The sequence below is a fragment of the Domibacillus iocasae genome, assembly GCF_001750285.1.
Classification (GTDB): domain Bacteria; phylum Bacillota; class Bacilli; order Bacillales; family Domibacillaceae; genus Domibacillus; species Domibacillus iocasae.
In genome coordinates this window covers 318,302-345,216 of record NZ_MAMP01000020.1, presented here as the reverse complement: position 1 = coordinate 345,216, position 26,915 = coordinate 318,302, and the positions used below count along the sequence as shown (strand labels likewise).

General features: G+C 38.8%; 24 protein-coding genes. 21 read left to right on the top strand and 3 right to left on the bottom strand.

Features of this window, described 5'->3' with window-relative positions:
- The first annotated feature begins 22 nt into the window (after nt 1-22).
- The 14 genes from BA724_RS08650 to BA724_RS08590 all read left to right on the top strand — a co-directional run bounded on the left by BA724_RS08650 (nt 23) and on the right by BA724_RS08590 (nt 18,017).
- Nucleotides 23-478, top strand: coding sequence for a hypothetical protein (locus tag BA724_RS08650; RefSeq protein ID WP_069938255.1), 456 nt, complete (start codon nt 23-25; stop codon nt 476-478).
- Complete coding sequence (locus BA724_RS08645) at nt 453-2,312, top strand: VirB4 family type IV secretion system protein (protein ID WP_069938254.1); 1,860 nt, start codon at nt 453-455, stop codon at nt 2,310-2,312. Before BA724_RS08650 ends, BA724_RS08645 begins: the two co-directional genes overlap by 26 nt.
- Entirely contained in the window at nt 2,302-3,342 is a 1,041-nt protein-coding gene (locus BA724_RS08640; protein WP_069938253.1) for a lysozyme family protein, read from the top strand. Before BA724_RS08645 ends, BA724_RS08640 begins: the two co-directional genes overlap by 11 nt.
- Nucleotides 3,339-3,884 carry a hypothetical protein gene (locus BA724_RS08635; RefSeq protein WP_069938252.1) on the top strand — a complete coding sequence of 182 codons (546 nt, stop codon included), beginning with the start codon at nt 3,339-3,341 and terminating at the stop codon, nt 3,882-3,884. The genes BA724_RS08640 and BA724_RS08635 overlap by 4 nt, the downstream gene beginning before the upstream one ends.
- Nucleotides 3,885-4,049: 165 nt before the next feature.
- Nucleotides 4,050-5,276, top strand: coding sequence for a hypothetical protein (locus BA724_RS08630; RefSeq protein ID WP_069938251.1), 1,227 nt, complete (start codon nt 4,050-4,052; stop codon nt 5,274-5,276).
- Between the two features lie 429 nt (nt 5,277-5,705).
- On the top strand, nt 5,706-7,322 hold the full coding sequence (locus BA724_RS08625) for a restriction endonuclease subunit S (protein ID WP_069938250.1): 1,617 nt from the start codon (nt 5,706-5,708) through the stop codon (nt 7,320-7,322).
- A gap of 14 nt (nt 7,323-7,336) precedes the next feature.
- Nucleotides 7,337-9,754: an N-6 DNA methylase gene (locus tag BA724_RS17970; RefSeq protein ID WP_083256146.1), complete on the top strand. Its 2,418-nt coding sequence runs from the start codon at nt 7,337-7,339 to the stop codon at nt 9,752-9,754.
- On the top strand, nt 9,747-11,243 hold the full coding sequence (locus BA724_RS08615) for a type I restriction-modification system subunit M (RefSeq protein WP_069938249.1): 1,497 nt from the start codon (nt 9,747-9,749) through the stop codon (nt 11,241-11,243). The genes BA724_RS17970 and BA724_RS08615 overlap by 8 nt, the downstream gene beginning before the upstream one ends.
- Complete coding sequence (locus BA724_RS08610; protein ID WP_069938248.1) at nt 11,236-12,375, top strand: restriction endonuclease subunit S; 1,140 nt, start codon at nt 11,236-11,238, stop codon at nt 12,373-12,375. The genes BA724_RS08615 and BA724_RS08610 overlap by 8 nt, the downstream gene beginning before the upstream one ends.
- A 187-nt stretch (nt 12,376-12,562) precedes the next feature.
- Nucleotides 12,563-15,472 (top strand): type I restriction endonuclease subunit R, encoded by a 2,910-nt coding sequence (locus BA724_RS08605; protein WP_069938247.1) that lies wholly within the window; start codon nt 12,563-12,565, stop codon nt 15,470-15,472.
- A gap of 552 nt (nt 15,473-16,024) precedes the next feature.
- Nucleotides 16,025-16,537, top strand: coding sequence for a site-specific integrase (locus BA724_RS18845; protein ID WP_069938246.1), 513 nt, complete (start codon nt 16,025-16,027; stop codon nt 16,535-16,537).
- A gap of 82 nt (nt 16,538-16,619) precedes the next feature.
- Nucleotides 16,620-17,060, top strand: coding sequence for a tyrosine-type recombinase/integrase (locus BA724_RS19035; RefSeq protein WP_281182003.1), 441 nt, complete (start codon nt 16,620-16,622; stop codon nt 17,058-17,060).
- A gap of 239 nt (nt 17,061-17,299) precedes the next feature.
- Nucleotides 17,300-17,647 (top strand): membrane lipoprotein lipid attachment site-containing protein, encoded by a 348-nt coding sequence (locus BA724_RS08595; protein ID WP_069938245.1) that lies wholly within the window; start codon nt 17,300-17,302, stop codon nt 17,645-17,647.
- A 28-nt stretch (nt 17,648-17,675) separates the two neighbouring features.
- Entirely contained in the window at nt 17,676-18,017 is a 342-nt protein-coding gene (locus BA724_RS08590) for a hypothetical protein (RefSeq protein WP_069938244.1), read from the top strand.
- Nucleotides 18,018-18,186: 169 nt separating this feature from the next.
- Here the strand turns inward: BA724_RS08590 and BA724_RS08585 are convergent, their stop codons facing one another.
- Nucleotides 18,187-19,629, bottom strand: a complete 1,443-nt coding sequence (locus BA724_RS08585; RefSeq protein WP_069938243.1) for a glycoside hydrolase family 1 protein — start codon at nt 19,627-19,629, stop codon at nt 18,187-18,189.
- An 87-nt stretch (nt 19,630-19,716) separates the two neighbouring features.
- Nucleotides 19,717-21,552 carry a beta-glucoside-specific PTS transporter subunit IIABC gene (locus BA724_RS08580; RefSeq protein WP_069938242.1) on the bottom strand — a complete coding sequence of 612 codons (1,836 nt, stop codon included), beginning with the start codon at nt 21,550-21,552 and terminating at the stop codon, nt 19,717-19,719.
- Nucleotides 21,553-22,249: 697 nt separating this feature from the next.
- Between BA724_RS08580 and licT the strand changes: the two genes are divergently transcribed.
- The gene (gene licT / locus BA724_RS08575; RefSeq protein WP_069938241.1) at nt 22,250-23,110 is read left to right on the top strand and encodes a BglG family transcription antiterminator LicT; all 861 of its coding nucleotides are present in this window, start codon (nt 22,250-22,252) and stop codon (nt 23,108-23,110) included.
- Nucleotides 23,111-23,423: 313 nt separating this feature from the next.
- Here licT and BA724_RS08570 read toward each other — a convergent pair whose 3' ends face one another.
- A complete protein-coding gene (locus tag BA724_RS08570) occupies nt 23,424-23,753 on the bottom strand; it encodes a hypothetical protein (protein ID WP_141719901.1) in 330 nt (109 codons plus the stop codon).
- Between the two features lie 257 nt (nt 23,754-24,010).
- On the opposite strand from BA724_RS08570, the gene BA724_RS08565 reads away from it, so the two are divergent.
- The 6 genes from BA724_RS08565 to BA724_RS08540 all read left to right on the top strand — a co-directional run bounded on the left by BA724_RS08565 (nt 24,011) and on the right by BA724_RS08540 (nt 26,799).
- On the top strand, nt 24,011-24,253 hold the full coding sequence (locus BA724_RS08565; protein WP_069938239.1) for a hypothetical protein: 243 nt from the start codon (nt 24,011-24,013) through the stop codon (nt 24,251-24,253).
- Between the two features lie 326 nt (nt 24,254-24,579).
- Complete coding sequence (locus BA724_RS08560; protein WP_069938238.1) at nt 24,580-24,798, top strand: hypothetical protein; 219 nt, start codon at nt 24,580-24,582, stop codon at nt 24,796-24,798.
- Nucleotides 24,799-24,925: 127 nt separating this feature from the next.
- On the top strand, nt 24,926-25,408 hold the full coding sequence (locus BA724_RS08555; RefSeq protein ID WP_083256145.1) for a spore coat protein: 483 nt from the start codon (nt 24,926-24,928) through the stop codon (nt 25,406-25,408).
- Nucleotides 25,409-25,450: 42 nt separating this feature from the next.
- Complete coding sequence (locus BA724_RS08550; protein WP_069938237.1) at nt 25,451-25,882, top strand: spore coat protein; 432 nt, start codon at nt 25,451-25,453, stop codon at nt 25,880-25,882.
- A gap of 361 nt (nt 25,883-26,243) precedes the next feature.
- Nucleotides 26,244-26,423 (top strand): hypothetical protein, encoded by a 180-nt coding sequence (locus tag BA724_RS08545; protein ID WP_069938236.1) that lies wholly within the window; start codon nt 26,244-26,246, stop codon nt 26,421-26,423.
- A 25-nt stretch (nt 26,424-26,448) separates the two neighbouring features.
- Nucleotides 26,449-26,799, top strand: coding sequence for a YhjD family protein (locus BA724_RS08540; protein WP_069938235.1), 351 nt, complete (start codon nt 26,449-26,451; stop codon nt 26,797-26,799).
- Nucleotides 26,800-26,915: the final 116 nt, after the last annotated feature.

Below are 26,915 nucleotides of genomic sequence, written 5' to 3'. Positions count from 1 at the left end.
TGAGTTGTTTGAAGGTTTTTTAATGACCCTCACATACCCGGTCCAGCTTACGAATGTCTCCATGCCAGTTGATCTGAAAAGCTATATTACAGAGCAGGAGAGGACACATTTTTTAACCAAAAATCCGTATAAACGACAGCTGCAGGAAAGTTATATTGAGTACGCCAAAGAGATTGAAATCAGTCAGGACATTATGCAGCGTCAGCGCTACGTCATTTTCTGTGAGCAAATGAAGGAAGATACGCCAGAGATCCGATACGAAACGATGCTGGAACTGGAAGAGAAGAAAGATGAAATTGTCACCTCTCTTTTAGAGTTGGAACTTACAGCTGAAGAGGTAACAGATCTTGAATTAATCCGTTATCTTCATACGCTGTTTGACTATAACGAAGCGCAAAACAGGCCTATTGAAAGTGAAACCATTTCACAGATCATACAGGGAGGGAAAGAAGATGTTCAAACAACCAGAAATAACTGAACCAACTCAGGCCATGACATTGAAGGATATGATTGCTCCAGCACCTGTTTTTCAAGAAGAAATGTCGTATATTCGATTAGGTGATAACTTTGCACGAACCTTTTTAGTCATTGATTTTCCTAGGCAGCCTAAAGGGAATTTTCTTTCGAAACTGTATCGTTTTAAAGGCAATCTAACGGTTTCTACTCATTTGATTCCGAAGCCTTCTGACGAATATATTAAGCAAACGGAACGATCAATCAGTGAGTTGAACACAGAGCTACACGGCAAAAGGGTTGTAAAGATGAAGCCTGCACGTAAATTAGCGCTAGAACAAAAACTGAAAGCAGCTGAAGATACGCTGGAAAAACTAATGAGCGGCGATAATAAAAGTATTTTTCATGTTCATATGTATCTTCACCTTCAAGCACCATCATTAGACGAACTGGGCAGAGCCACTAAACGCTTGAAAGTAAATGTCTTCAAACGAGGACTGCGAATTGCACAAGCAGATACGAATATGGTTGAAGCGTTCAAATCGATACTACCTACGTTGTCTAATACAATTCCAGAAATGACTTATCGTAATTTTGATACGGAAGCAGCAAGCAGCCTTTTTCCTTTTGATGAATCAGAGCTCTTTCATAACAGAGGAATCATCAAAGGAATCAATTTGACAACAGACAGCCTAGTATTGATCGATCAAAAAGCATTGGCTTCTCATAATGAATTTATTGTAGGGCAGACAGGTATGGGGAAAACTTTTTATTTAATAAAAGATCTGCTGCGAAAATGGATGACAGGAGATCGCGTGTTTGTAATCGATCCAGAGGGCGAAATTTCAAAGGTGTGTGAAAAGGTAGGCGGGCAGGTGATCAAAATGTCACCAATGTCTAAATCAGTTGTAAACATTTTAGAAATTAAAGCGTCAATGGATTCCACTGATCTAGAAGCAGACGAGCAAGATGAATCAGAAATGCTGCCGTTACTGTTCCAAAAAATTCAGCGCTTAAAAATTTTCTTTAAGCTAATCAAAAAGAACATGGAGATTGTGGAGATGGCTCAACTCGAAAAAGCGGTTATTGCTACGTATGAGCAAAAGGGGATTGGCTTTGTAACAGACTTTAGAAGACTGAATGCAACAGATTTTCCGATATTGGAAGACTTGTATAATGAAATTGAAAATAAGGAACGGTATTCTCATTTACAGGACTTTCGAGAAATTCTTTATATGTATGTGAAGGGATCGAACAGCCGAATGTTTAACGGCCATACCAACGTTGACCTGAGTAATGATTTTATTTCATTTAACCTGAAAGAGCTTGAAGAAGAATCAGATTCTCAGGCAGCGGCGATGTACAACGCTTTAAGCTTTTTATGGGATGAGATTACGCAGAAGAAAGAACAATTCACCTGGCTGAATGTCGATGAAGCCCACACGATTGCCGATCCGGACAATCCAAGAGCCATGAAATTTCTATATCAAATTTATAAGCGTATTCGGAAGTATAGCGGTGGTGCGACAGTAGCCACTCAGCAAATAGCCGATTTCTTATCAGCTCAAGAAGGACACCGAAACTATGGACAAGCTATTATCGGCAACTCTATTTCGCAACTAATCCTTCCATTAAAAGAGAAGGATATTGCCGACTTAAAGAACCATGAAATCCTTAAGTTATCGGAAGAAGAAGAGCTTATTATCAGCAAGTTCCGGCAGGGTGAAGGTGTTTATGTTGTTGGGAACAACCGAGTTCATATGAAAGTGGACCATACACCAGAAGAAATGAGGCTGATCCATCCAGAAAAATACGAAAAGATTTATGGACAGAAAGTGACGTTGCAGCATGCACATTAAAGTGGCCATACTTGCCGTTCAACACTGGAAGAAGCTGCTCATTCTGCTGATTACGATCTTTATGATCATGTTCATGTTTTTCTTTGGCGCACAGGAACAGCAACAGGAAGACGGCTACACAGGAGATGGAACAGGCGGCGATGCCCAGGTATCGGCACTTGTTAAGCGATATGAACCGTTAGTGACCAAATATGCAACTCAGTATGGTGTTTCCGATTATGTTCAGTTATTGCTTGCAAAAATGATGCAGGAATCAGGAGGAAGGCTGCCGGATGTCATGCAGTCTTCTGAATCGATCGGACTGCCTAGAAACACGATTACTGATCCAGAACAGTCTATTGACGTTGGTGTGAAGTATTTCGCTGGTGTACTTAAAAAAGCTGGTGGTGATGTAAAGCTGGCTTTGCAGTCATACAACTTTGGCACAGGTTTTATTGACTACGCAAAAGTACGGGGTGGCTATTCAAAAGAAGTAGCACAATCCTTTTCTAATATGATGGCGGCAAAAATGGGATGGAGCAGATATGGAGATATAAATTACGTTGACAACGTCCTGTGCTATTACACAGGTGCAACATATGGAGTAAGTGCGGAGGGAATAGGAAACCCGAATGCAATGGGATTTGTTAAACCATTAGATACTAAGATTACTTCGCCATTTGGAGTAAGGATTCATCCGATAACTGGCGTTGCTAAGCTGCATGCAGGCATTGATTATAGCTGTAATCAGTCACCCATACCAATTCGGTCGGTAAAAAAAGGTACCGTCACACGAGCAGGATGGCAAAATTCAAGTAATCATAATGCTGGGTACGGACAGCGTGTTTATGTGGATCATGGCGGTGGTCTGGTAACTGTGTACGCACACCTTTCGAAGATTCAAGTGAAGGTTGGACAACCGATTGAACAAGGACAATCAATTGGGTTATGCGGCACAACAGGGTCCAGTACAGGCATGCACCTTCATTTTGAAACCATCGTTAATGGCAAGAAGATTGACCCAAAACCTTTTGTAGGAGGGGCATTATGAAAAAGAGATATCTTTTAATCATCTTAAGCACTTTGATGGTGATTTCATTGGTGGGTGACTTTGCTTTCTATGATCTGTGGCAGCAAGAAAAAGATAAAGTAAGTGAATTAAAACAAGAATTGAATGAGGCTAACAAGCAAATTGAGGCATTGAACAGCAATCATGAGCAGGAAATTAATAAAGTCGCAGCTGATTTCATTGAAAGGCTATTCACCTATGATCAGCGTGTCTATGAAAATGGGAGAGAAGCAGCACTGGAAATGGCAATTGGTGAAGCAAAGGAAAAGCTGGTGCAGCAACAGAGAGAAAATCTAGAAGGGGAGTTTAACGAACAAGATAAGGAAGTTGTATCATTGGTAAATATAACAGATTCAACTTACAATAAATCAGGAAACGATATTGCCCAAGCTACAGTGAGTTTTGAGCAGGAGTATGTTATGGAAAGTGCTAGAGCAAAGACCATAAACAAAATAAAGCTCTGGTTGAAGTACTATGAAAAAAGGTGGAAGGTCAGTAATTTTAAAATCATTGAATCCATTTAATATGCAAAAAATTCTTTTTTGATAATCCAAGTGTTTAGAAACCGATACTTGGATTATTTATATTCACCTCCTATATATTAAGATAAGAAAACTTCTGATAAAATAACAATTATTAGAAATTTATTGTTGATCCGTAAAATAACGAGAAGTGCAAGGGGATGAAATTTGATTGGAACTAGTTCGTGGATGAGAGGAGGAAATAATATTAGTTGGCCAAGAAAAGAAGTCGATTTTAAATTTATAGGAGAAGGAAACATCCAGGTAGAAATAACGAATTCAGATAAAATTGAGGAAGAATTCTTTTCATATTCCAATAAGTTTATATCATCAGCGAATTTATTAGCTGAACATGCTTTAAGTTCAAATGAAATCAGAAAAAAAGATATGTGGATTTTCGGTATCGTCTATTTATATAGGCAAAGCATAGAACTTTTATTAAAGTCTATCGTTTTTCAATATGTAACTGATAAAGCTAAGCAAAAGGAATTTATCGAGAAAGCCAGACATGATTTGCGCCAGGCTTATCATGAGGTTGAAAAACACATAGAAGAAAAGGAATTTGCTCCAAACAAAGATGAAAATGAATGGTTAAGCAAGTATCTAGAGGATATTTCATATCTTGATGAACATTCTGATATGTTTCGATATCCATTTACAACTAATATGAAAGCATTCTTTACAAAGCAAATTCATATAAACTTGAAAGCTTTAGTTACAAACATGAATACTGCGTATCAGATATTATTAGATATCTTCCGAAAAATAAAACGAAATATTAAAATAGAGTACAAACCGTTATTTCTCTTAAGTGATGGAGTTTATGAAGAACAAAGTGTTATTTGGAAAGGCAATAATTTTTATCCGTATATTGAAGGTTATATGGATTGTGCAAACTATCTATATAATTTAATTGAAGACAAGAAAAGATACCATCTTTTTCTCCCTATGTGTTATTTGTATAGAAATGGAATAGAACTGGCTTTGAAGCGTATTTTAGTGGAGGACTGTCAGCTAGATTTGAAAACTGCGATAAAAAAATTAAAAGGGAAACACAGCATAGTTAGACTCTGGAATGCAATTAAAGATCATATTAAATCGCGTTCGAGTGCTTCTGACGATCAAGAGGTTCTTGTTAATGTAGGAATTTATATTGAGCAATTGCACAACATAGATAGTTCATCAAGTAGGTTTAGGTACCCTGTGGACAAAAATTTGAATATGCATTTTGCAAAGAAAATGAAATTAGATATTTCTAATGTATCATTATGTTTTAATGAGCTATTCACCTTTTTAGACGCTGTCGATGGTATGCTTTCGCATCAGAATGAAATATTAGCAGAAATGGCTTGGGAAGCTCAACAGTCTCAGGATTTTGATTATGATCGGTATTAATTCGGAGTTGTAATGCTTTAAAAAGAAATTAGTGAGAATAAGAGTGGTGTCTAAAATTTAAAAATTTTAGACACTCTTTTTGTTTTTAACTAAGTGGTTCATTTCGCGATGAATATAGAGTCTAAAAATTAGACTAAATTAAATGTCTATAGTGTAGGATTTAAAGATAATGTTGGGATGAGGTTAGAGAACTGCTTTTTGAGTTACAAGTTAAGGGAACTACTGTTTTGCTGTGGGGTTGAAACTAGAGAGCTGTTGTCACATGAGTGGCAGAACCTTCTATAGAGACTATATATCATCAATAAAATATATTTGTAAAATATTTTGGTATTTGAATACCAAAATATTGAATGGATATTTACAATGTGATTCTGGTGTGCTATTTTTAATATAGTTAAAGATGTTATTGAGCGTTGGGAGGTATAAATCATGGTTAACGAAAACGAAAAAGCTACCTTTGAATATATGAATCTTTTCAGAGGTTATATGGGGATCGACTCCTGCGTCCCTGCTGCACTTCTTGTGGCTGAAACTGAGGAAGAGTGTCTTAGCAAAGAAATATCAGACGTGTCAGAAGAGCGGATCTACGAGACGATGCTCTCTGTGGCTGATAGGCTCGACATTGTTAATCCGTTTAAGGACAAGGCACAATTCGTCAGAGTATATAAAGCCTACGGTGATTTCACGGGAGATTTTGAGTGGGAGATCATGATGGCGGAGAGCTCCAGAGGATTTAGATACTCAGCAGTATCTAACGCACTGTTTAATGAGTACAATAGTCGCTTCAGGCTTGATTCGAATACAGTACTTATTGCTGAAGGTGAAAAATTCATCCCAAACCTAAAGAGACTTATTGATGAACATCTTGGTTGCAACTTCACCATCACAACTGAAAATAAAATCAGCCTTCATGTAATTAACAGGATTTTTGGTAAATATGAGAATGTAGAGATATTAAATGTAAACATATACCAGTATGGCTTTACAAACAACCGCTATGACCTTATATTCTCTGTTCCTAGCTTTGGAACAAGAAACCTTGCAGATGATGAGAACTTCATGTGCAGAGATCAAGATGCTGTAGCACTTGAAAACCTGCTTCTTCATACTACTGGTGGTGGCGAGCTTGTAATCACGATGCCAGCAAGAATCACATATGCTCAGGGAAAGAACGGTGAGCTTAGGAGGTTTGTGCAGCAGACTTACCGTGTTAAGGAAATTGCTGAGCTTCCGGAGAGAACCTTTGAAGGAACGGGAATTAAAACTTACCTCATTGATGTTGTTAATACTAAGCCGGGTGATGATGATGTAATAGTTCGTCGCTACAAAGCTGTAAATCGTAAAAATAGACGTGATACAGCTGACGAACTTGTTATAGAAGAAGAGACTTTTGTAATGTCGGATGAGCTTGAGGAACTTGGTGACTGGAATATAAACAAAATCTTCTCACAGCAAGATGAAGAGTGGCTCAAATTCCAAGAGTCGTCTGTTCGTAAAATGGCAATGGGAGATGTTGCAGAAATTTTCCGTGGAAAATCAGTATCAAAGAAAGATCCAAACGGAAGCATTGGTGTTGTAAACATCTCGAATATAAGAGAATACGACATCGATTATGATAGCCTTGATCACTTTGATGAAGAGGAGCGTAAGATTACAAATTACTTGCTTAAAGAAGGCGATGTGCTCATACCTGCAAGAGGTACAGCAATCAGGACTGCCATCTTTCATGAGAAGAGTTATCCTTGCATCGCTTCATCAAATATCATTGTAATTCGTCCGGAAACTAAAATGCTAAGCAGCACTTTTTTAAAACTGTTTCTAGATAGCCCGCTTGGCGAAAAGATGATAAGTGGTGTGCAACAAGGAAGTACAATAATTAACATCAGCTACAAAGACTTGAATGCTTTAGAAATACCTCTTCCTTCTATTGAAGAACAGCAAAAGAAGTCTGATGAATACACAAAAGAGTTGACAATCTATAAGGAAACCATCGCAGCTGCTGAAAAGCGCTGGAATGAGGTCGTAGATAAACTACGAGAATTTTAATTGGAGGTGTCACTATGTTAGGAGCTATTATCGGGGACATCGTCGGTTCTCGTTTCGAATGGAATAATAATAGGAGCAAACAGTTTGACTTCCTGACTTATAAATGCAGTGTTACAGATGATTCCATCATGTCTTTGGCAATAGCTAAAGCTCTTTTGGAAAGCAAAGCAGATTACAGTGACCTGTCTGAAAATGCTGTGAAGTATATGCAAGGTATCGGAACGCACTATCCGAATTGTGGATATGGTGGGCGATTTAGAGAATGGATACATTCTGATAATCCAGAGCCTTATGGAAGCTACGGAAATGGCGCGGCAATGCGTATCAGCGCATGTGGCTTCGTGGCCACCAGTCTGGAAGAAGTTAAACAGCTATCTAAAGCAGTGACAGAAGTAACACACAATCATCCCGAAGGTTTAAAAGGTGCAGAAGCAACAGCAGTTGCTATCTTCCTCGCTCGCACTGGAAAGAATCTACTTGAGATTCGGGACCATATAACAAAAAACTATTACCCACTGAACTTTACGCTTGATGGAATCCGTAATAGCTATGAATTTAGCGAAAGTTGTCAAGATACAGTGCCTCAAGCGTTGGAATCGTTCTTCGAGTCACTGAATTATGAAGATGCAATCCGTAATGCAATATCAATTGGCGGTGACAGTGATACCCTCGCTGCCATTACAGGGGGTATCGCAGAAGCTTACTACGGGATACCCACAGAAATTAGAAAGCATGCTTTGACCTTCCTTGATGAGCGACTGCTTAAGATACTTGTAGAGTTTGAAAACAAGTATCCATCCAAGATGGAAAAATTAAATGCCGATGTTAGTATTGGGATCGAAAGATGTAAAGAAACTAAAGTTGACAGAGGAGATCGAAACGCTATGATACAGTCCTCTGTAGAAACAGCCGATAAAGAATTAAAGGATTCAATTCCTACAAATGAAGAGACAACGAGCCAAAAACTATTTGCCCACCTTTTTGAGGCTTGCAACATTCTGCGTGGTCCTATAAATCAGGATGAATTTAAGAGCTATGTAACGCCAATTCTTTTTTTTAAGAGAATTAGTGATGTGTATGATGAAGAAATCAAAGATGCCCTTGAGCGCTCTGGAGGCGATGAAGAATATGCCAGTTTTCCGGAAAACCACAGCTTCGATATTCCTGAAGGATGTCACTGGCAGAATGTCCGTGAGGCAAGCGAAAATGTAGGTGTCGCAATCGTAAGAGCGATGAATGGAATTGAACGTGCAAATCCAGATACATTAAGTGGTGTGTTCAGTAGCTTCGATGATGCCAACTGGACTGATAAAACGAAGTTATCTGATGAGCGACTTAAAAACCTCATTGAGCATATGTCCAAAATAAAAGTGGGGAATACAAACTACTCTGCAGACGTTATGGGCGATAGCTACGAATTCCTAATTAAAAAGTTTGCCGATATGTCTAAGAAAAACGCAGGTGAGTTCTATACTCCGCGTTCCATTGTTAAACTTCTTATCATGCTGATGGATCCCAAGATTGGGGAAACGGTTTATGACCCCGCTTGCGGAACAGGCGGCATGCTGATTGAAGCCATTAGTTATATGAAAGGTGATAAATTGACCTACGGTCGCATCTATGGTCAGGAGAAAAATTTATCTACTTCCGCAATCGCCCGAATGAACCTGTTCTTACATGGTACAAAAGACTTCACGGTAACACAGGGAGACACTCTTCGCTCTCCTAATTATCATGAAGGCGGCAAGTTAAAAACTTTTGACTGTGTCGTTGCTAATCCGCCGTTTTCCTTAAAGAGCTGGGGTGCAGAACAGTTTAGTTCAGATATATATGGTAGAAACATGTGGGGGAGTCCATCAGATTCAAATGCCGACTATGCATGGTTACAGCACATGGTAAAGTCTATGAATCAGAAGACCGGTCGATGCGCAGTTGTTCTACCTCAGGGCGTGCTATTCCGAGGTGGCAAAGAAGGCGAAATGCGGAAGCAGCTCGTTGAATCGGATAAGCTGGAATGTGTCATTACATTGGTAGGTGGTGTCTTCTACTCCACGGGTGTCTCAGCTTGTATTCTTCTTCTAAATAACAATAAAAAGAGCGAGCACAAAGGTCGCATTTCCATGATCGATGCTTCCAACATCTATACTCCACAGCGGGCACAAAATATAATGACGGAAGATGATATCAATAAGGTCTACAAGCTCTACGCTGACTATGAAAATGTTATGGATAAAGTGAAGGTTATCACTATCCCAGATGCGAGAAAAAAAGACTATAACTTAGCCATCAACAACTATCTCGAAAAGAAAGCACAAGAAATCGTCCCCCCAGCTGAAGTACGCAGACAATACTTCGAGGCCTTTGATGAAATGCTAGAGACTGAAAAGAAAATGAGAAATCTTCTCATTGAAGGAGGGTACGGCAATGAGTAAACGCATAACCATCGAAGAACTGCAGTCCTATCTATGGAGCTCTGCTGTTCTTCTCCGTACCAATATAGATGCCGGGGCCTATAAGCAATACGTTTTTCCGCTACTGTTCTTCAAACGGATCAGTGACGTTTATGATGAAGAGTGTCAGCGAATTATAGAGGAATATGGTGACGAAGAAGCTCTGGAATTTGAAGAAAATCACCGCTTTCAGGTGCCCAAAGGTGCCCACTGGAATGATGTTCGTTCGGTTTCGGAAAATGTAGGTGTTGCCATTGTAGACGCATTCCGTAAGATAGAAAATGCAAATTCAGATAAATTACAAGGTGTTTTTGGTGATGGTGCCTGGACAAACAAGAACCGTTTACCCGATCGCCTGCTGAAAGAACTCATCGAGCATCTTAGTACTAAGACATTGTCTATCGAAAACTGTCCTGAGGACGAACTTGGCCAAGGATATGAATACCTGATCAAGAAGTTTGCTGACGACAGCGGGCACACAGCTCAGGAATTTTATACGAATCGTACCGTAGTTCATCTAATGACAGAGATGCTCAAGCCAGAATCGGGCGAGTCAATCTATGATCCGACAAGCGGCAGTGCAGGCATGCTAATCTCTGCTATTGCGTACCTACAGAAGCAGAAAAAAGAGTGGCGCAACGTTGCTCTTTACGGTCAGGAAATCAACGCCCTAACCTCTGCTATCGGTAAGATGAATTTATTTCTTCATGGTGTGAAAGACTTTAATATTATGAATGGTGATACGCTAAAATCTCCAGCTTTTGTCGAAAATGGTAATATCAAAAAATTCGATATGGTTCTTGCCAATCCTCCATATTCAATTAGTCAGTGGGATAGAGGAGCTTTTGCAAGCGATAAATATGGACGCAACTTCTTGGGTATACCACCCCAAGGACGTGCCGACTATGCTTTCCTGCAACACATCTTAATGAGCTTGAAAAAGGACACCGGACGTTGTGCAATTCTTTTCCCGCATGGAGTACTGTTCCGTAACGAGGAAAGCAAGATGCGTGAAAAATTGGTTCGCAGTGATATGCTCGAATGTGTGATAGGACTAGGGCCAAACCTGTTCTACAACTCTCCAATGGAGGCCTGCATAATAATTTGTCGAACGAACAAACGTCCAGATCGACGCGGACAGGTCCTTTTCATAAACGCTATTGACGAAGTGGAGCGAAAGAATGCTCAGAGCTATTTGGAAGATAGCCATATCCAGAAAATCGCGTCAACTTACGACAAATATGAAACTGTGCTAGATTTCACAAAGGTCGTTACAATTAAGGACATCGAGGATAATAATTTCTCTCTCAGCATTCCCCTTTACATCAAACATTCTCCACAAGATGGAAAAGGCGATCAGCGTTCTTTACAAGAACATTACGAGGACTGGAGAGCCATTTCTGAAATGATGAAGCTTAGCTATGCAAAATTAAATTCAATGGTTGGAGAGGAGGATAAAGTAGATGAGTAAGTATCAATTTGAACAGATTGTTTTCAATAGTACAAAAAAGAAAAAGCCAATTCAAGAAGATAAATACACATACTTAGGACTTGAACATCTAGATCCTGGCAGCTTGGAAGTTACGCGATACGGCACTGATGTTGCCCCTATTGGGGAGAAACTTATTATGAAGGAAGGTGATGTTTTATTTGGTAAACGCCGGGCCTATCAGAAAAAAGTCGCAATTGCCCCATTTGATGGTATATTCTCAGCGCATGGAATGGTACTCAGACCTAAAGAAGAAGTAATAGACAAAAACTTTTTTCCTTTATTTGTTAGCTCTGACTACTTCCTTGATGCCGCCATAAAGATTTCGGTCGGGTCACTTTCTCCAACGATAAACTGGAGAGATCTTAAAAGGCTTGAATTTGAACTTCCCGAAATGGATAAACAGCGCGAGTTAGCTAAGGTGCTGTGGTCTATAGATGCCACTAAGAAATCCTATCAGAAGTTACTGCAGAAAACGGATGAGCTGGTAAAGTCGCAATTTATCGAGATGTTTGGGGAACTCGAGCAAAATCAAAAAGGATGGGGATTGACCACACTTGGACAATGCTGTGAATTGAATCCAAAGCGTCCGCGCGATATTGATGATAATACATTGGTTTCATTTGTAGCTATGCCTTCCGTCTCCGCGAATGGACAGATAGACACAACGATTGTAAAGAGCTATGGCGAAGTAAAGAAAGGTTACACTTACTTTGCTGAAAATGATGTCTTATTCGCAAAGATTACTCCGTGCATGGAAAACGGGAAAGGCGCAATTGCTAAAGGGTTAAGCAGTGGAATTGGCACAGGCTCAACAGAATTTCATGTGCTACGTCCATTGGACGGAGTCTCAAATCCATACTGGCTCTACATAATCACGATGTTCGAGTCATTTAGAAAAAATGCCAGAAAGGTCATGACAGGGACCGGTGGGCAGTTGCGAGTACCAATTAGCTTTCTGTCAGAATACCCAATTTCACTGCCGCCGATAGAATTGCAAAATAAGTTTGCAGCCTTTGTACAACAGAGTAATAAATCAAAATTTGAACTGGAACAAGTACTTGCAGAGTTAACGGCTACCTATAGGAAGATAATTTCTGAAAACCTAGGTTAAATAGGCTGTACGTCCACTTGCACTTTTTATAACTGGCATAATCTTCGGCGAGCTCACGAAAAAAGAAGATATCGCTCTCGCACGGATTACGCCGGATGAGATAGGTATAATTACACTTTCTGCCTGGCCAATACAAAGATACTGTCCGACACGGATATAAAAAACTTAATGATGGGAGGAAACGTTTATGTTCAACGAAGATAATACAATAGAGCAAATGGTAATCTCAACTCTTAAGGGTAATGGCTGGAACTACATCTCTGCAGAAGATCTACCTCGAACTTACTCTGATGTCATGGTAGTGCCTATGGTCAAAGATGCTCTTATCCGCCTGAACCCAGAAATTGCAGAAGAACCGTCCCGTGCGGATGAGGTCATATATAAACTGCGCACAATCATTCTGTCGGTGCAGCCAGGTAACCTTATCACCCAGAATGAGCTCTTTAAGAAGATGGTGTTTGAGGAAAATTCCTATCCCTTCGGTAAAGATGGTCGAATGATTCCAATACGCTTTTTCGGCACAATGAAAAAGGAAGATCTAACGCTTAACGAGTATGTCGTCACGAACCAGTGGGTCTATCCTAAAAAAGAAGATGGAAAGCGACTTGACATCGTTCTGCTAATCAATGGTTTTCCGATTGCTATCGGTGAGCTGAAGACTCCGGTACGCAAAGCGATAACCTGGTTAGACGCTGCCAGCGATATAGCTTCCTACGAAAAGAGCATCCCAGAGATGTTCGTATCTAATGTATTTAACTTCGCCACTGAAGGTAAAGGCTATCGCTATGGTTCTGTAGGAATGCCTATCAATATGTGGGGACCTTGGCATACTTCAGACCATAAGTCAGAAGGTAGTCTTGCCGATGTTAAAGTCAGCGTAGGAGATATGATTACGCCAGAGAAAATTATGGATATTTTCCAGTTCTTTACTCTTTTTGCAACAGACAAGAAACATGTCAAGTACAAGATCATCTGCCGTTATCAGCAGTATGAAGGAGCTAATCTTATCGTGCAGCGCGTTGTTGCTGGCTATCCTAAGCAAGGTCTTATCTGGCATTTTCAGGGCTCAGGTAAGTCGTTGTTGATGGTATTTGCCGCACAAAAGCTTCGTATGATTCCTGAGCTTAAGAATCCAACCGTGGTAATCGTTGATGATCGTCTTGATCTGGAGACACAGATTACAGCAACCTTCAATGCCTCAGATGTTCCCAACTTAGTGTCACTTGCTACGAAGGAAGAGGTTGAAAACTTTTTCAAGCAGGACATTCGAAAGGTTGCTATTACGACTATATTCCGCTTCGGCGATGTTGAAGGCGTTCTTAATCCTAGAGATAACGTAATCATTATGGTCGACGAGGCTCATCGTACACAAGAGGGCGATCTCGGGGAAAAGATGCGTGCAGCACTACCAAATGCATTCTTTTTTGGACTTACTGGTACGCCTATTAACCGAATTGACAAGAATACATTCCGTGCCTTTGGCGCAACTGAAGATAAGAGCGGATATCTGAGTCGATATAGTTTCTCTGATTCCATTAGAGATAATGCAACTCTACCACTTAACTTCGAGCCGGTTCCAGTTGACCTCCATGTTGATAAGGATAAATTGGATACTGAGTTTGACGCTCTTACAGAAACGTTTTCAGATACTGACCGTGCAGAGCTTTCCAAACGCGTAAATATGAAAGCCATTATGTATGATCAGAAGCGTATCCGCAAAGTTTGTGAGCATATCGTAAAGCATTACAAAGAAAAGATTGAGCCTAATGGCTACAAAGGTCAGATTGTTGTATATGACCGCGAGTGCTGTCTCAAGTATAAAGAAGAGCTGGATAAGCTACTTCCTTCTGAAGCAACCACAATTGTAATGGATACAAACAGCGATAAAGAAGACCGTTATAAAAAGTATCGCCGCAGCCGTGATGAGGAAGCAAAGGTTCTCGATCAGTTCCGTGATCAGAGCAATCCTCTGAAGTTGGTTATTGTAACTGCAAAGCTTTTAACGGGGTTTGATGCTCCTATACTTCAGACGATGTATTTGGATAAACCGATGAAGGACCATAACCTTTTACAAGCTATCTGCCGTACAAACAGAACCTATGATGAAGGTAAGACACACGGCCTTATCGTTGATTACATTGGTATATTTGATAACGTTGCTAAGGCTTTGGACTTCGATGAAGCCAGTATGAAGAAAGTTATCACTAACATCGACGAAGTCAAGAAACAGATTCCTGCGCTTCTAAGAAAGTGTCTCAGCTACTTTATGGGCGTTGACCGTACTGTTGAAGGCTGGGAAGGCTTACTTGCAGCACAGGAGTGTATCCCTACAAATAAAGATAAGGATGAGTTCGCAGCAGATTACCGTGTTCTAAATAGGGCTTGGGATGCACTGTCCCCTGATCCAATCCTCGAAAAATATAAATTTGACTATGTATGGCTCAGTAAAGTTCATGAGTCTGTAAAGCCGACCGATAACCGAGGTGCACTTGTATGGACAGCTCTTGGGGCTAAGACATTGGAGCTTGTTCATGCAAACATTAAAGTTGGACAGGTTCATGATGATCTTGATATCCTTACGCTGGATGCAAATCTGATAGATGAGTTTATCAGTAGGCAGAAGAATGTAAAGAAGACAACCATGAAGGTGGAAATCGATCTGGTTGCTAAAATTCGTGAGCATACAAATGACCCTAAATTCGTAAAACTTGGTAAGAAGCTCGAAGAACTCCGTGACCGGCATGAACAGGGTCTACTTACTAGCATTGAGTTCCTAAAGCTCCTGCTTGAACTAGCGAGAGAGGCAGCGCAAGCAGAGAAGGAAGTTGTGCCTGAAAAAGAAATTGACCGGGGTAAAGCAGTCCTTACTGAGCTCTTCAATGGCATTAAGAATGACAAAACACCTATCATTGTTGAGCGCATCGTAAATGACATCGACGATATTGTAAAGATTGTGCGCTTCGATGGTTGGCAAAGAACTACCGCAGGTAAGAATGAAGTTAAGAAGGCGCTTCGTAGCATCATCTGGATTAAGTACAAGATTAAGGATAAAGAAGTATTCGATAAGGCTTATAGCTATATTGAACAGTATTATTAATGGGGGTTCTGCCTATTGCGGAGCTCGCAGCCATGTTTAAAACCGCTGATTAAATGACAGTCTACAAGAAAAGGGATTCGTCATTTACACAAAATTATTGACGGTCCCATTTGCTTTGCCCTCAGTAATTTTTGAGTAATAATCCAACTTACGATAATGGGTATATTAAAATAAAAACTCATACTTTTTCTCATAGTGCTTTTCATTTCAACTCAATACGATTCAAAATAAAATCGAAAAACATTGATTTAAAGCTATTTTTTAAACGTATTTATTCCTATTATATAGACGGCATGATGGGCGGCATGATGTAATTTAAAGCGTTGAACACAACGTTTTAAACATCATCTACCATCTCATTTTGGAAAGCAGTTACGGCTGCTTTTCACCCAAAATGAGAACTGGTCACGTAAATCAATTTTTTCTAAAGTATAGACTACTTCCTAAAAACAGGAGGTAGTCTTTTTTGTTATTAAAATTTGCGTATCAAGACTTTTTGGATGACAGACGTTTCAAGAACACGTCAAAGCAAACATTAGGAATTATAAAACAATGCTTGGGGAATTTGTAAGCTACTGTATTGAGAATGAAGTGGTAAATGTAGAGGATATTTCTTATAGTCATGTCCGTCAATACCTTTCAGAGTGCCAAGAGCGGGGAAATAAAGCAGGCACAATTAATACGAAGCTTTTACGGATACGAGCTTTTCTGAATTATATGGTTGAGTACGAGGTCATTAAAAACAACCCTGCAAAGCGGGTGAAAAGGCAAAAAGAAGACGTGAAGATTGATGTCTTTAACGATGAGCAAATCTTGAACTTCTACAGACGCATTAAACGAGTTATTTTGCTTATCGGGATTACACCATTATCATTACTATACTTGGGACAGAAATTAGGCGTGGAGAGATCATTAACCTGCAATGGACAGACATTAAGTTCATTAATCACAGTATTTCCTTCTTCGGCAAGAATAGAAGGAAAGAAACCATTCTACTCAAAGAAAAGTTATCGAAAGAACTATCCGCTTATTAAACTTTTTGTAAGCAGCATTGGGAAGAAGTAAGTGAGTATGTTTTTGTTAAAAGAGATAACACACAACTAACAGAAAACGCACTTGCACTGATTTTTAGGTATCTCGTCAGAAAATGAACTTTAAAGATGTACGAGTGTCCGCTCATACATTCCGCCACACGTTTTGTCATCGGCTAGCTATGTCCGGCATGAGTGCTTTTGCTATACAAAAATTAATGCGGCATAAAAACATCAACGTTGCAATGTGGGGGAATGAATTAAGAGAACAACCTGATAACATAAATAATGTATCGCGTTTTAGGAATTTGGCTGTCGTAACAGTATCAAGTTGGCTCATGTATTTAGGTACACCAGTGTTAGCCTACTGCTTCTTTAGATGGAAAGAAATTCTTAGTAAGGAACAAGTTCTGGGCGTATCTAGTTATGAGTATCACTGTGGGGTCATTTTTTTCTTTTTGGTCACTATTTGTTTTGGCTATGGGGACCGGGTAAGGTGCGGATTATATGTAAGGATAATCAAAAATTATTTTTTATCTAAATCAACTATTCAATAACTTTATTATCTTATTTTTGAAAAATCCACTTCTCAATTAATACAAATTAAATAACTTTAAAGAGCCTTGTTACATGATTTTGCAGTAAGGCTCTAGCTTTTTTAATACAAAATTAAACGACTCTATTATCTGTATACATTAAAGACTGGGGTCTTTTTCTGTTCGGCGTCATAACTCATGATTTATGAAGGGGAATGAATGGATATATATTAATGTTATGGGGATGGGAGGTGTTCTTGGTGAGAAAAATATTTTTAATTCTGTTGGCTGCGTTTGTGTTAGCTGCCTGTAATCGAAGTACAACTGGTGGAAATGGTGATGAAGGCAGCTATGCTATACTTGCAAAAGTCAATGGTGAGAGTTACATCTATGAAGGTGATGAAGGTGCAATTAAAGATACTGATGGGATTGATCAGCAAATAGGAACCATCCAAAGAAAGTTGAAACCAAGTAAGACGCCTAATGAATTAGAATCTAATTACTTCCCGGCTGGTTCTAAAATTTATTCTGTTAAAGGCACAGAGCTAATCATCATAGAGGACGAAGAATCGGGAAAACAAATTCTCATGAAGATATTAAAACAATAAAGTTCTTTTTTCAGGAAGGGGAATAGTTATGAGTAAAATGATTGCAAGTGTCTTAGGTGCTTTATTTTTCATTGCTGGCTGTTCCCATAGTAGTGAGGAAGCTTATGCAGCTATCGTCTTTATCGATGGAAAGGATTATATTGGGCAGAATCTTTTAACAGATAACAAATTCACTGTGAAAGAAAAAGTAGGAGAAGTTAAGCAGCGATTAGACAAGGATATCCGTCCAGAAGAAGAATGGAGTTCCAACGCCTTTGAGGAAGAAAGCGAAATCTACTCAGTTAATGAAAAAGATAATGTTTTTTTGATTAAAGTCGAGGAAGACAAATATCAAATTCTTACGTCCAAAGCCGAAGATGCTGAGTTATAAAGAATTTAAGTAGGTCTATTAATACTTTCTCAATGCAACATAACTAATTATGTTATAGCGAAAACGCCCCAAATCCTAAAGATTTAGGGCGTTTTTTATTCTGCTGCTTTAGTTTTTAGTAATTTAACACCCACTGCAATAAAAACAATTCCTGTTAATTTATTTAAAATTAAGATAAATTTTCTCCGTTTGTTTCAATAACTTTTTGATACCAATCAAAACTTTTCTTCTTCATTCTGTTTAATGTTCCACTTCCGTCATCATGTTTGTCCACATAAATATATCCATAACGTTTTGACATTTCACCAGTAGAAGCACTCACCAAATCAATACATCCCCAAGAAGTGTATCCCATTAAATCTACACCGTCTTCAATTGCTTCGCCCATCGCTTTGATATGTTCGCGCAAATAATCAATTCTGTAGTGATCATTAATAGAACCATCTTCTTCAATTTTATCGTAAGCACCTAATCCATTTTCAACTACAAATAACGGCTTTTGATAACGGTCATATAATTGATTTAATGAAATGCGAAGACCAATGGGGTCGATTTCCCAACCCCATTCACTTGTTTTCAAGAATGGATTTTTTATACCTCCAAGAATATTACCTTCACCAACCTCTTCAGGATTCTTATCTTTTTTCTCTGTACGAGACATATAATAGCTGAAAGAAACATAATCAACCGTATGTTCTTTTAATAATTCAAGGTCTCCGGGTTGGATTTCTAATTCAATTCCGTGTTCTTTCCAATAACGCTTAATGAAAGAAGGGTATTGACCTCGAACTTGTACATCCCCACAGAAGTAGTTAAGCAACTGTTCTTCTTGAAAAGCATACAAGACATTTTCAGGATTGGAATCGACAGAATAAGTAGGGAGATAAACAATCATACAGCCGATTTGAGAATTCGGAATGATTTCATGGCATAGCTGAACTGCTCTTGCGCTTGCAACAAATTGGTGGTGATATGCCTGGAAAGTTGGCTGATAATGATCTTCTTCTTTTTGAATGGCAAAACCAAGGCCTAAAATTGGCATATGAAAACTGCTATTAATTTCATTAAATGTCATCCAATATTTCACTTTGTTTTTATAACGGTTGAACAGGGTGGTCACATATCTTTCAAAGAACGTAACTACTTGACGGTCTCTCCAACCACCATATTCTTTTACAAGATGAAGCGGCATTTCATAGTGGGAAATGGTTACAACCGGCTCGATTCCGTACTTAAGAAGTTCATCAAATACACGGTCATAAAAAGCTAATCCTTCTTCATTTGGGGTTGCTTCGTCCCCTTTAGGGAAAATACGTGACCATGAAATAGACATGCGGAAGGATTTAAATCCCATTTCTGCAAATAAAGCAATATCTTCTTTATAACGGTGATAAAAATCAATGGCTTCGTGGTTGGGATATGTATATAGTTCGTTATTTAATTCAAAATCAAATCCTGGATCTTTTAATACGTTTAACCGGACTTTCCCGCCAGGCAGCACATCAGGTGTATTTAACCCTTTGCCGCCTTCTTTGTACCCGCCTTCTAATTGATTAGCGGCTGTTGCTCCGCCCCATAAAAAGTTTTCTGGAAATTGATATCTTTTTGACATAATATGACCTCCTACTATTTATAAAGAGAAGAAATGTGATTTTAATTTTCATTAAAATCCCATTTCTATTAGTAATCATGAATAAAGTTAAGCTTTTAAATTCAAAATAACATCGTTGTTTGAAACTTGTGTATTGTTTGTAGGCACTAATTCTGTGAATCTATCACTATTGGTGATAATAACAGGCGTTGTGGTGTCATATCCCGCTTTTGTAATGCTATCAATATTTACTTCTAAAAGTAACTGACCTACTGTCACTTTATCGCCTTGTTTGATATGAGCTTCAAAGTGTTCACCTTCAAGTTTAACCGTATCTAAGCCGACGTGAATTAATATTTCTGCCCCTTCATCAGAAGTAATCCCAATAGCATGTTTTGTTTTAAATAATGAAGTAATAACACCATTTACAGGAGAAACCACTTTTCCGTTTGTTGGTTTAACTGCGATACCTTTTCCCATTACTTCGCTGGAGAATGTAGAGTCATTTACTTCTGAAAGATTAACAACTTGTCCGTTTAATGGACTTAATAATCTTTGATCTTTTTTTGATAATTCCTCTTTCTGTTCGCTTGTTTCCTCTTGAATATCTTCGAATCCTAAAATATAAGTTATAACGGCAGCAACAACAAAACTAATAACGAACCCAATAATAACATAGATAAATGTGTTACCGACAAAAATAGGTATTGAAGCCAGAGCAGGGGTAACAACAGCGTTAGCCGTTGCACCAAAAGCACCCACAAAAGCACCGCCTGCTGCACCACCAATGGCTGCACCAATAAATGGCCGTTTGAGTTTCATATTAACACCATACATGGCCGGTTCCGTAATACCCATTAATGCGGTAAATGAAGTGGAAGCGGCTAGTGATTTTAACCCTTTATTTTTCGTTTTTAGATAAACACCAAAAGCTGCACCTGCCTGACCTAAATTCGCCATCCCCATAATAGGTAAAATGAAGTCTCCACCCATTTTAGAGATATTTTGTATCATAAGTGGTACAAAAGCGTAATGCATTCCTGTCATAATGATAAGAGAGAAGGTTCCTCCGAGTAAAAGTCCCGTAACCAATCCGGTTTGTCCATACAAAAATTCCATAGCGGATGAAAGACCATTTCCGATGTAGCTTCCTAAAGGTCCAATTGCGATTAATGTAACGGGTACGACGATAAGCAAAGTGATCATAGGAGCAAAAATAGTTCGTACAGCATTTGGAACTATTTTATTTGAAAATCTGTCTACATAGGATAAAAACCAAACAGCCAGTAAAATCGGAATAACGGAATAAGAGTAACTGACGACTGTAATAGGCAAGCCAAGAAAACCGATAGTTGCCACGTTATCATTCATTAAATTCACAAAATCAGGATAAACAAGGGAAGCGGCTACTGACCCTGCTATATATTCATTTGTTTTAAATTTTTTCGCTGCACTGAAAGCAAGCAGGACCGGCAAGAAGTAAAACGCAGCATCCCCAACGATATTTAAAACTTTATAAGTTTCACTTTCATTCGACATCCAGTTTAAAGATACAAATAAAGCGATAACCGCTTTTAGCATACCAGCTCCAGCAATCACTGGAATTAAAGGTGTGAAGCTTCCTGCAATAAAATCAAAAAGCGAACTTATAATATTTTTTTTCTCTTTTTTCTTTTCAGTGTTGTCTCCATTATTAGCAATATTTGTGTTTTTGGTGATTTCAGCATAAACATCTGCAACGGTCTCTCCAATAATCAATTGAAATTGTCCGCCACTAACGTTTGTCCCCATTACACCTTTTAATGCTTCAATTTTTTTACGGTCTGCTTTACTTTCATCGTGTAAATTAAAACGCAATCTTGTCATACAATGGGTAAGATTTTGTATATTTTCCTCTCCTCCGACTAATTGGACAATGTCCTTTGCCAGCGTACTGTTACTCATGTGCATTCACTCCTCGTTGTTGTTTTAATAAAAGAAAAAACCCGGACTGATCTGAACACAGAAGAGGTACGCACACTTCTGTATTCAGATCAACCCAGGTTTTGCCTGCCAAACCAGTAACAATCCTGTTTTCATATGAAAATATAAAAAACCTAAACCACATGACGACAAGGAGATATCCAATGCGTTCAGTGATTTAGGTTTTGCCTGCATAATCAGTAACAATCCTAAAAGGCTGCTTTATTATTCATTTGATGATCCAAGATTATCATGTTGAAAAATAAATGTCAACGCTTTCTTTTTTCGGGAAATAAAATCTTCGAATAACACAGTATATCAAGCTATTATTAGAATAGTAGAAAGCATGATTTAGCTGAAGTCTAAATAGTATTAATAAGGTTTAGACTATGAAATAGTGTTGGTTCTTGTTCAACTCTTATGAAAATTAGCTCTTAATGTAAGCAAAAAGGCAAAGATAAAGGAGACGAAGATTATTATTACGGTGCGCTGACGATAACTGCGACTGTGTTGACAGTAAAGAAGAAATATGTTAAAAATAAGCAACCGTTTCCAAAATGAACGAATATCAGGATTGTTACTGTTAAGCAAGTAAAACTTGAATTTGTGCCAGGCAAGCTATTTCCTGTGGGCAAATTTGGTTTTTTTGTTTCTAATAGGAAAAAGCAGGTGGGGTAATATGGAGATTAAAAAGGTATTCAACAATAATGTTGTTCTCACGCAAAACAAAGAAGGACAAGAAATGGTCGTAATGGGCCGCGGACTTGCGTTTCAAAAGCGTCCGGGTGATGACTTCGATACGGATAAAGTGGAAAAAACATTTGTGCTTGAGAATAGGGGCGTATCCGATAAAATTGGTGAGCTTTTACGCGAAGTGCCAGAAGAGTACTTAAATATTGCGGACCGGATTATTTCGATAGCAAAAAAATGTCTCGGCACCGGGATGGACGATTATGTCTACGTTGCACTCATGGACCATATCAGCTTTGCGGTCACGCGCCATAAACAGGGAATTGTACTCCGTAATGCCCTTCTCTGGGAAATTAAAAAATATTATAAGGATGAGTTTGCCATTGGACTTGAAGCATTGAACGTCATCGAAGAAGAAACAGGCATCCGGATGGAGGAAGATGAAGCGGCCTCCATCGCCCTTCACCTTGTAAACAGCCGTGTTTCCGGTGAAGGACTAGATTCTGCTGTCCAAATCGTTAAGGTTGTCAATGATACACTTAATATCGTGAAATACCATTATCAGATGGAACTGGATGAATCATCTGTCAGTTATGAACGATTTTTGACACACCTTCGCTTTTTTGCGATCCGGCTTGTTCGGCGTGAAAAAAACATCAGCGAATCCAGTGATGATTTCATGTTTACACAGGTGCAAAAACGCTATTCTGATGCGTATGCGTGCAGTGAAAAAGTAGCTTCCTATGTGAACAAAACATTTAATTGGTCGGTATCCATTGATGATAAAATCTACTTAACATTGCATATTCAACGCGTCACATCGCGCCAAGAACTAAACCGCCTGAAGTAAGGCGGTTTCGTATTTTTTGAAATGAATGTATCTATACCGTTCGTAAATTTTTCGAATAAACCTTTAGACAAACAGGAATCTACTGACGAGTACTCGTTCAGTATGCCTTGCTAACACATTTGCTAATGTCCTTATTTTTCTGGGCTGAATTTATTTAACTGAGTTAAAATTAAATTCCTAAAAAAATTGATAAATCAAGCTTTATGGGGGATTCAAAGGATACTGATATCTATTTCCTCTTACCCACAGTCTGGTTCCTTCTTCACATAAGAGGATCACTAATCTTTTATTACAGAATAAAAGGCAACTTTCCCTATTGGAAAGTTGCCTTAAATTTATTTTTTTTGCCAATTTCGCTGGCCAGCTGTTTAATGGCTGCTCCGGAAAAGCCGACCTGCTCATTCGTCCATTTGTTGAACCTCCGCCACCTGTCCACATAGTCCTTATCGTAGGCATTATTTAAGAGGGAAAGATAGGGGCTGATATAAATAGGTGAGCTGGCCAGCCGCAGTCCGTACTTCATAAACCTGCCTGGAATGAATCCCAGGGCATCAAGAACCGGATCCACGCTGAAATCGCCATTTTTCACCGCTTCTGCCCATTTGTCAAAAATCGGCGGCTCAGAAAAAGTAAGCGGTGCCACACAGATAATCAAATTTCGGATAGGCTGTTCTGAAACGGACGCATACATGGCGGCTCTTCAGATTTATTTGCCATTAAGAACTCTCTTTTCCATAATTTCTGTCTGTTTATTATAAACAAGCAATAAGAGAAGTGTGCTTGAATTGGTGAACAAGCCTATGCCCTTTTTTAAAAAACTGGCAAGAAGGGACATGTGCCGGTTCCATTCTGTTATTTGGACACACTATAGGAAATATTTAGTGAAAAGGAGAATTAAAAATGACAGAAGAAGAGATGGAGAATATCTTCGGAGTTTATGGCCATGGTAAGATGTTTGAAAAGCTGAAGTATCCGCTCTATATTTCGGGTGAGCTTGATGGTGAGGACCCTGACACTTTGGAATCGTTCTTTTACTGGTATGATTTTGAACAGGGAATCCCGTTATTTTTTGATGAGTTTAGATATCATTTCAGGATTTTTAAAATGGTGTATGATAGAGACATATTGCCGTCTATTTATTAGCCTGTGAAAAAAGCCTGCTCCCTCGATGGATTAGGCTTTTTCTTATCTTTATCAAGAAAGCCCGGCAGCTGGTTTGTACGAAAGATGAAAATTTAAATTCTGTGTTGGGTGAAAGATTGAGGAAGAATGATGGGGGTTGTCTGCTAAAGAACCGGTGGATACGCTGGGGGTTGTAGGAATATTCCACTTTAAATACCTAGTGAGAGTGTTAAGTGATGGGGAGTTCAAGGCATAAAAATGGGTAAGAAAAAACTACTCCCGTTTCCTCCTGGCGGATAGCTGCATATATTGATATGAAGTAAATATCAAGAAAAGGAGTGGTATAGATGAGTGATTCACTCAAAAATTCAAAAGTACTTTCCGACAAAGTCATTGATTTGCTTGTAAGTAATACCTTTCAAAAAAACGGTGTGAATATAGACAAAGCCAAAAAAAAGTTAACAGACGAACAGAAACAGGCGTTTAAAGAATTAGTAGAAGATCTGACTAAGCAAGTGAACTCGTTTGTTAAACAGCCATCCTCCAAACAAGAGAATTCAAAATAAATATTTGTTTTCTAAAATCGCCTATTTACAGGCGGTTTTTTTTTGAAATAGTTACATACGCCGTTACCTAAAGACTGATGACCTCATACGGTATTGTATAACACGAAAAAGGAGGTTTATTAGGACTATGTCAAGATATGAAGACGAGTATGAGTCCACCAAGAGAAATTGCAACTGTAAGAAGTGTCAGAATAAAAATCGGCAGGGTGCACAAGACGTTCAGAATATGCATGATGATGCAGACGTTCTGCAGGCTGGTACTCAGGATTCCTTCATCGAACAAGAATCCGATGAACTAGTATTGATTAAAGATTCATGCAATATTGAAGTTCAGTCGACAGACACGCAAGTAGCGGTCTCTCTTCAAGTGGGCTTGCAGCTGGCCATTGCTTTAGTGATCAGCATCACTATTGGCGATTCAGATGAAGGCCAAAATGTGGCACAAGATCTCTTCCAAGAACTTAATGCTGAGCAAACGAACAAACAAAGAATTATTATCGAAAACTCAAAAGATGTTACTATCACAACGACTGACACAGACTTGGCTGTCAACATTCAGGTACTCTTGGAAGTGCTGGTTGCATTAGTTGCTAAATTAGACGTTTTGTAATCAAAAGCCCTTTTTATTAAAAAATCGAAAGAGGTGAATAACATGAGTGAGAAAAAGTGGAGAGCACTGGATCACTGTGATAATAACAGTAACAGAAATGATGCAGACGTTTTGCAGGCAGCGGATCAGTCGGCTGCTACTGAACAGGAGTCCTTTGAATGGATCATCGTTAGGGATTCTGAAGATGTTGAGGTTCAGACAACAGATACGCAGGCAGCGGTATCTTTACAGCTGGGAATCCAGGTAGCCATCGCCGTCGTCATCAGCATCACTATTGGTGATACGGATCAAAGTAAAGCGGTGGTGCAAGACCTCAAGCAATTCATGAGAACGAAGCAGCAAAATACTCAAAAAACGGTCATTGAAGGGTCAAAGCATGTAAAAGTTGCAACAACTGACACAGACGTGGCCGTAAATATCCAAGCGTTACTTCAAATCCTCCTAGCCATTGTGGCTAAACTAGATATTTTGTAATATTTAGACCAGTTCAAAATTGGAGGATGCAAGCCGAGGAGACTGCTTAGAAGCCTTGCACTTTCATATATTCATGTATCTTATTAGGTAATTTCAGGAAATATTCGCAATTTTTGTTTGCCATACTCTCGGGCCAAAAATCTGCAAAATCTATTTACTCCATCAAAATACCGTTCGTACGTTTTAAAGCTGCCCTGCCAAGTATAGCGGGCGGTTTTTTTATATGGCTCCGCAGATTTTGATGCGAATTGTCTTCTCTACTTAATTCCTCATCTTCCTTTCCTTCTCTTAAAATAATCTTATTTTTTGAAAGGAAAATTTTTTTCGAAGAAGAATGTTTAAGCATAAAAGAGGTGATGAAATGATGGGGAACATTCGATGTCGAATCTGCAGTGACCTCATTAAGGAAACCGATATTGTTGCAATCACCAAGATTTATAATATTGTCCATATTACATGTAATCCGACTGATTTAGGTGAGGGAATTGAAAAAGAAGGGGTTTTTCAAGTGCTAATGGATCAATACAAATCATCCAAGTGACTTTTTCTAAATAGGGGGGCTAAACATGACAATTATTCAAGAGGAAGATCGAAAAATCATTCATGATTATATCATCTGTAATCTAACGATCAGAATCCTGCAGCGTGAAATAAAAGATGCTGAAACGTTAAACGTAAAAATAAAAAGAGTCTATGTATCAGCTAATCGATATCAGGAATGCCAAGCCCTTAAGCAGTTGAAAGAATTAAGAAAAAAAATGAATGAGCGAGGGTTAAGAATCATTGGGGAACACAGGGTAGGTCGCGATATTATTGAATTCCGTTTTTTATGCCGGGGTGTTCCCTCGCACATCTGCTTACAGGAGAAGGACCTTAGCAAATTTATTGAAGAAAAACAATTAGAATTGTTGCGTTGAGCAACCTGTATACAATTATTCAGTGGCGTTATATAACGAATATTTTTATTAAAAGTTCAAAAAAAGAGGAAACAAAAATAAACCTCTTTTTGTTTCCTTGTATAAAAAAACATACG

Excerpts from the sequence above, each read along its gene's own strand:
- BA724_RS08650 (WP_069938255.1), top strand. The coding sequence starts at position 23 with ATGACCCTCACATACCCGGTCCAGCTTACGAATGTCTCCATGCCAGTT.
- BA724_RS08645 (WP_069938254.1), top strand. The coding sequence starts at position 453 with ATGTTCAAACAACCAGAAATAACTGAACCAACTCAGGCCATGACATTG.
- BA724_RS08640 (WP_069938253.1), top strand. The coding sequence starts at position 2,302 with ATGCACATTAAAGTGGCCATACTTGCCGTTCAACACTGGAAGAAGCTG.
- BA724_RS08635 (WP_069938252.1), top strand. The coding sequence starts at position 3,339 with ATGAAAAAGAGATATCTTTTAATCATCTTAAGCACTTTGATGGTGATT.
- BA724_RS08625 (WP_069938250.1), top strand. The coding sequence starts at position 5,706 with ATGGTTAACGAAAACGAAAAAGCTACCTTTGAATATATGAATCTTTTC.
- BA724_RS17970 (WP_083256146.1), top strand. The coding sequence starts at position 7,337 with ATGTTAGGAGCTATTATCGGGGACATCGTCGGTTCTCGTTTCGAATGG.
- BA724_RS08615 (WP_069938249.1), top strand. The coding sequence starts at position 9,747 with ATGAGTAAACGCATAACCATCGAAGAACTGCAGTCCTATCTATGGAGC.
- BA724_RS08610 (WP_069938248.1), top strand. The coding sequence starts at position 11,236 with ATGAGTAAGTATCAATTTGAACAGATTGTTTTCAATAGTACAAAAAAG.
- BA724_RS08605 (WP_069938247.1), top strand. The coding sequence starts at position 12,563 with ATGTTCAACGAAGATAATACAATAGAGCAAATGGTAATCTCAACTCTT.
- BA724_RS18845 (WP_069938246.1), top strand. The coding sequence starts at position 16,025 with ATGCTTGGGGAATTTGTAAGCTACTGTATTGAGAATGAAGTGGTAAAT.
- BA724_RS19035 (WP_281182003.1), top strand. The coding sequence starts at position 16,620 with ATGAACTTTAAAGATGTACGAGTGTCCGCTCATACATTCCGCCACACG.
- BA724_RS08590 (WP_069938244.1), top strand. The coding sequence starts at position 17,676 with ATGAGTAAAATGATTGCAAGTGTCTTAGGTGCTTTATTTTTCATTGCT.
- BA724_RS08585 (WP_069938243.1), bottom strand. The coding sequence starts at position 19,629 with ATGTCAAAAAGATATCAATTTCCAGAAAACTTTTTATGGGGCGGAGCA.
- BA724_RS08580 (WP_069938242.1), bottom strand. The coding sequence starts at position 21,552 with ATGAGTAACAGTACGCTGGCAAAGGACATTGTCCAATTAGTCGGAGGA.
- licT (WP_069938241.1), top strand. The coding sequence starts at position 22,250 with ATGGAGATTAAAAAGGTATTCAACAATAATGTTGTTCTCACGCAAAAC.
- BA724_RS08565 (WP_069938239.1), top strand. The coding sequence starts at position 24,011 with ATGACAGAAGAAGAGATGGAGAATATCTTCGGAGTTTATGGCCATGGT.
- BA724_RS08560 (WP_069938238.1), top strand. The coding sequence starts at position 24,580 with ATGAGTGATTCACTCAAAAATTCAAAAGTACTTTCCGACAAAGTCATT.
- BA724_RS08555 (WP_083256145.1), top strand. The coding sequence starts at position 24,926 with ATGTCAAGATATGAAGACGAGTATGAGTCCACCAAGAGAAATTGCAAC.
- BA724_RS08550 (WP_069938237.1), top strand. The coding sequence starts at position 25,451 with ATGAGTGAGAAAAAGTGGAGAGCACTGGATCACTGTGATAATAACAGT.
- BA724_RS08545 (WP_069938236.1), top strand. The coding sequence starts at position 26,244 with ATGATGGGGAACATTCGATGTCGAATCTGCAGTGACCTCATTAAGGAA.
- BA724_RS08540 (WP_069938235.1), top strand. The coding sequence starts at position 26,449 with ATGACAATTATTCAAGAGGAAGATCGAAAAATCATTCATGATTATATC.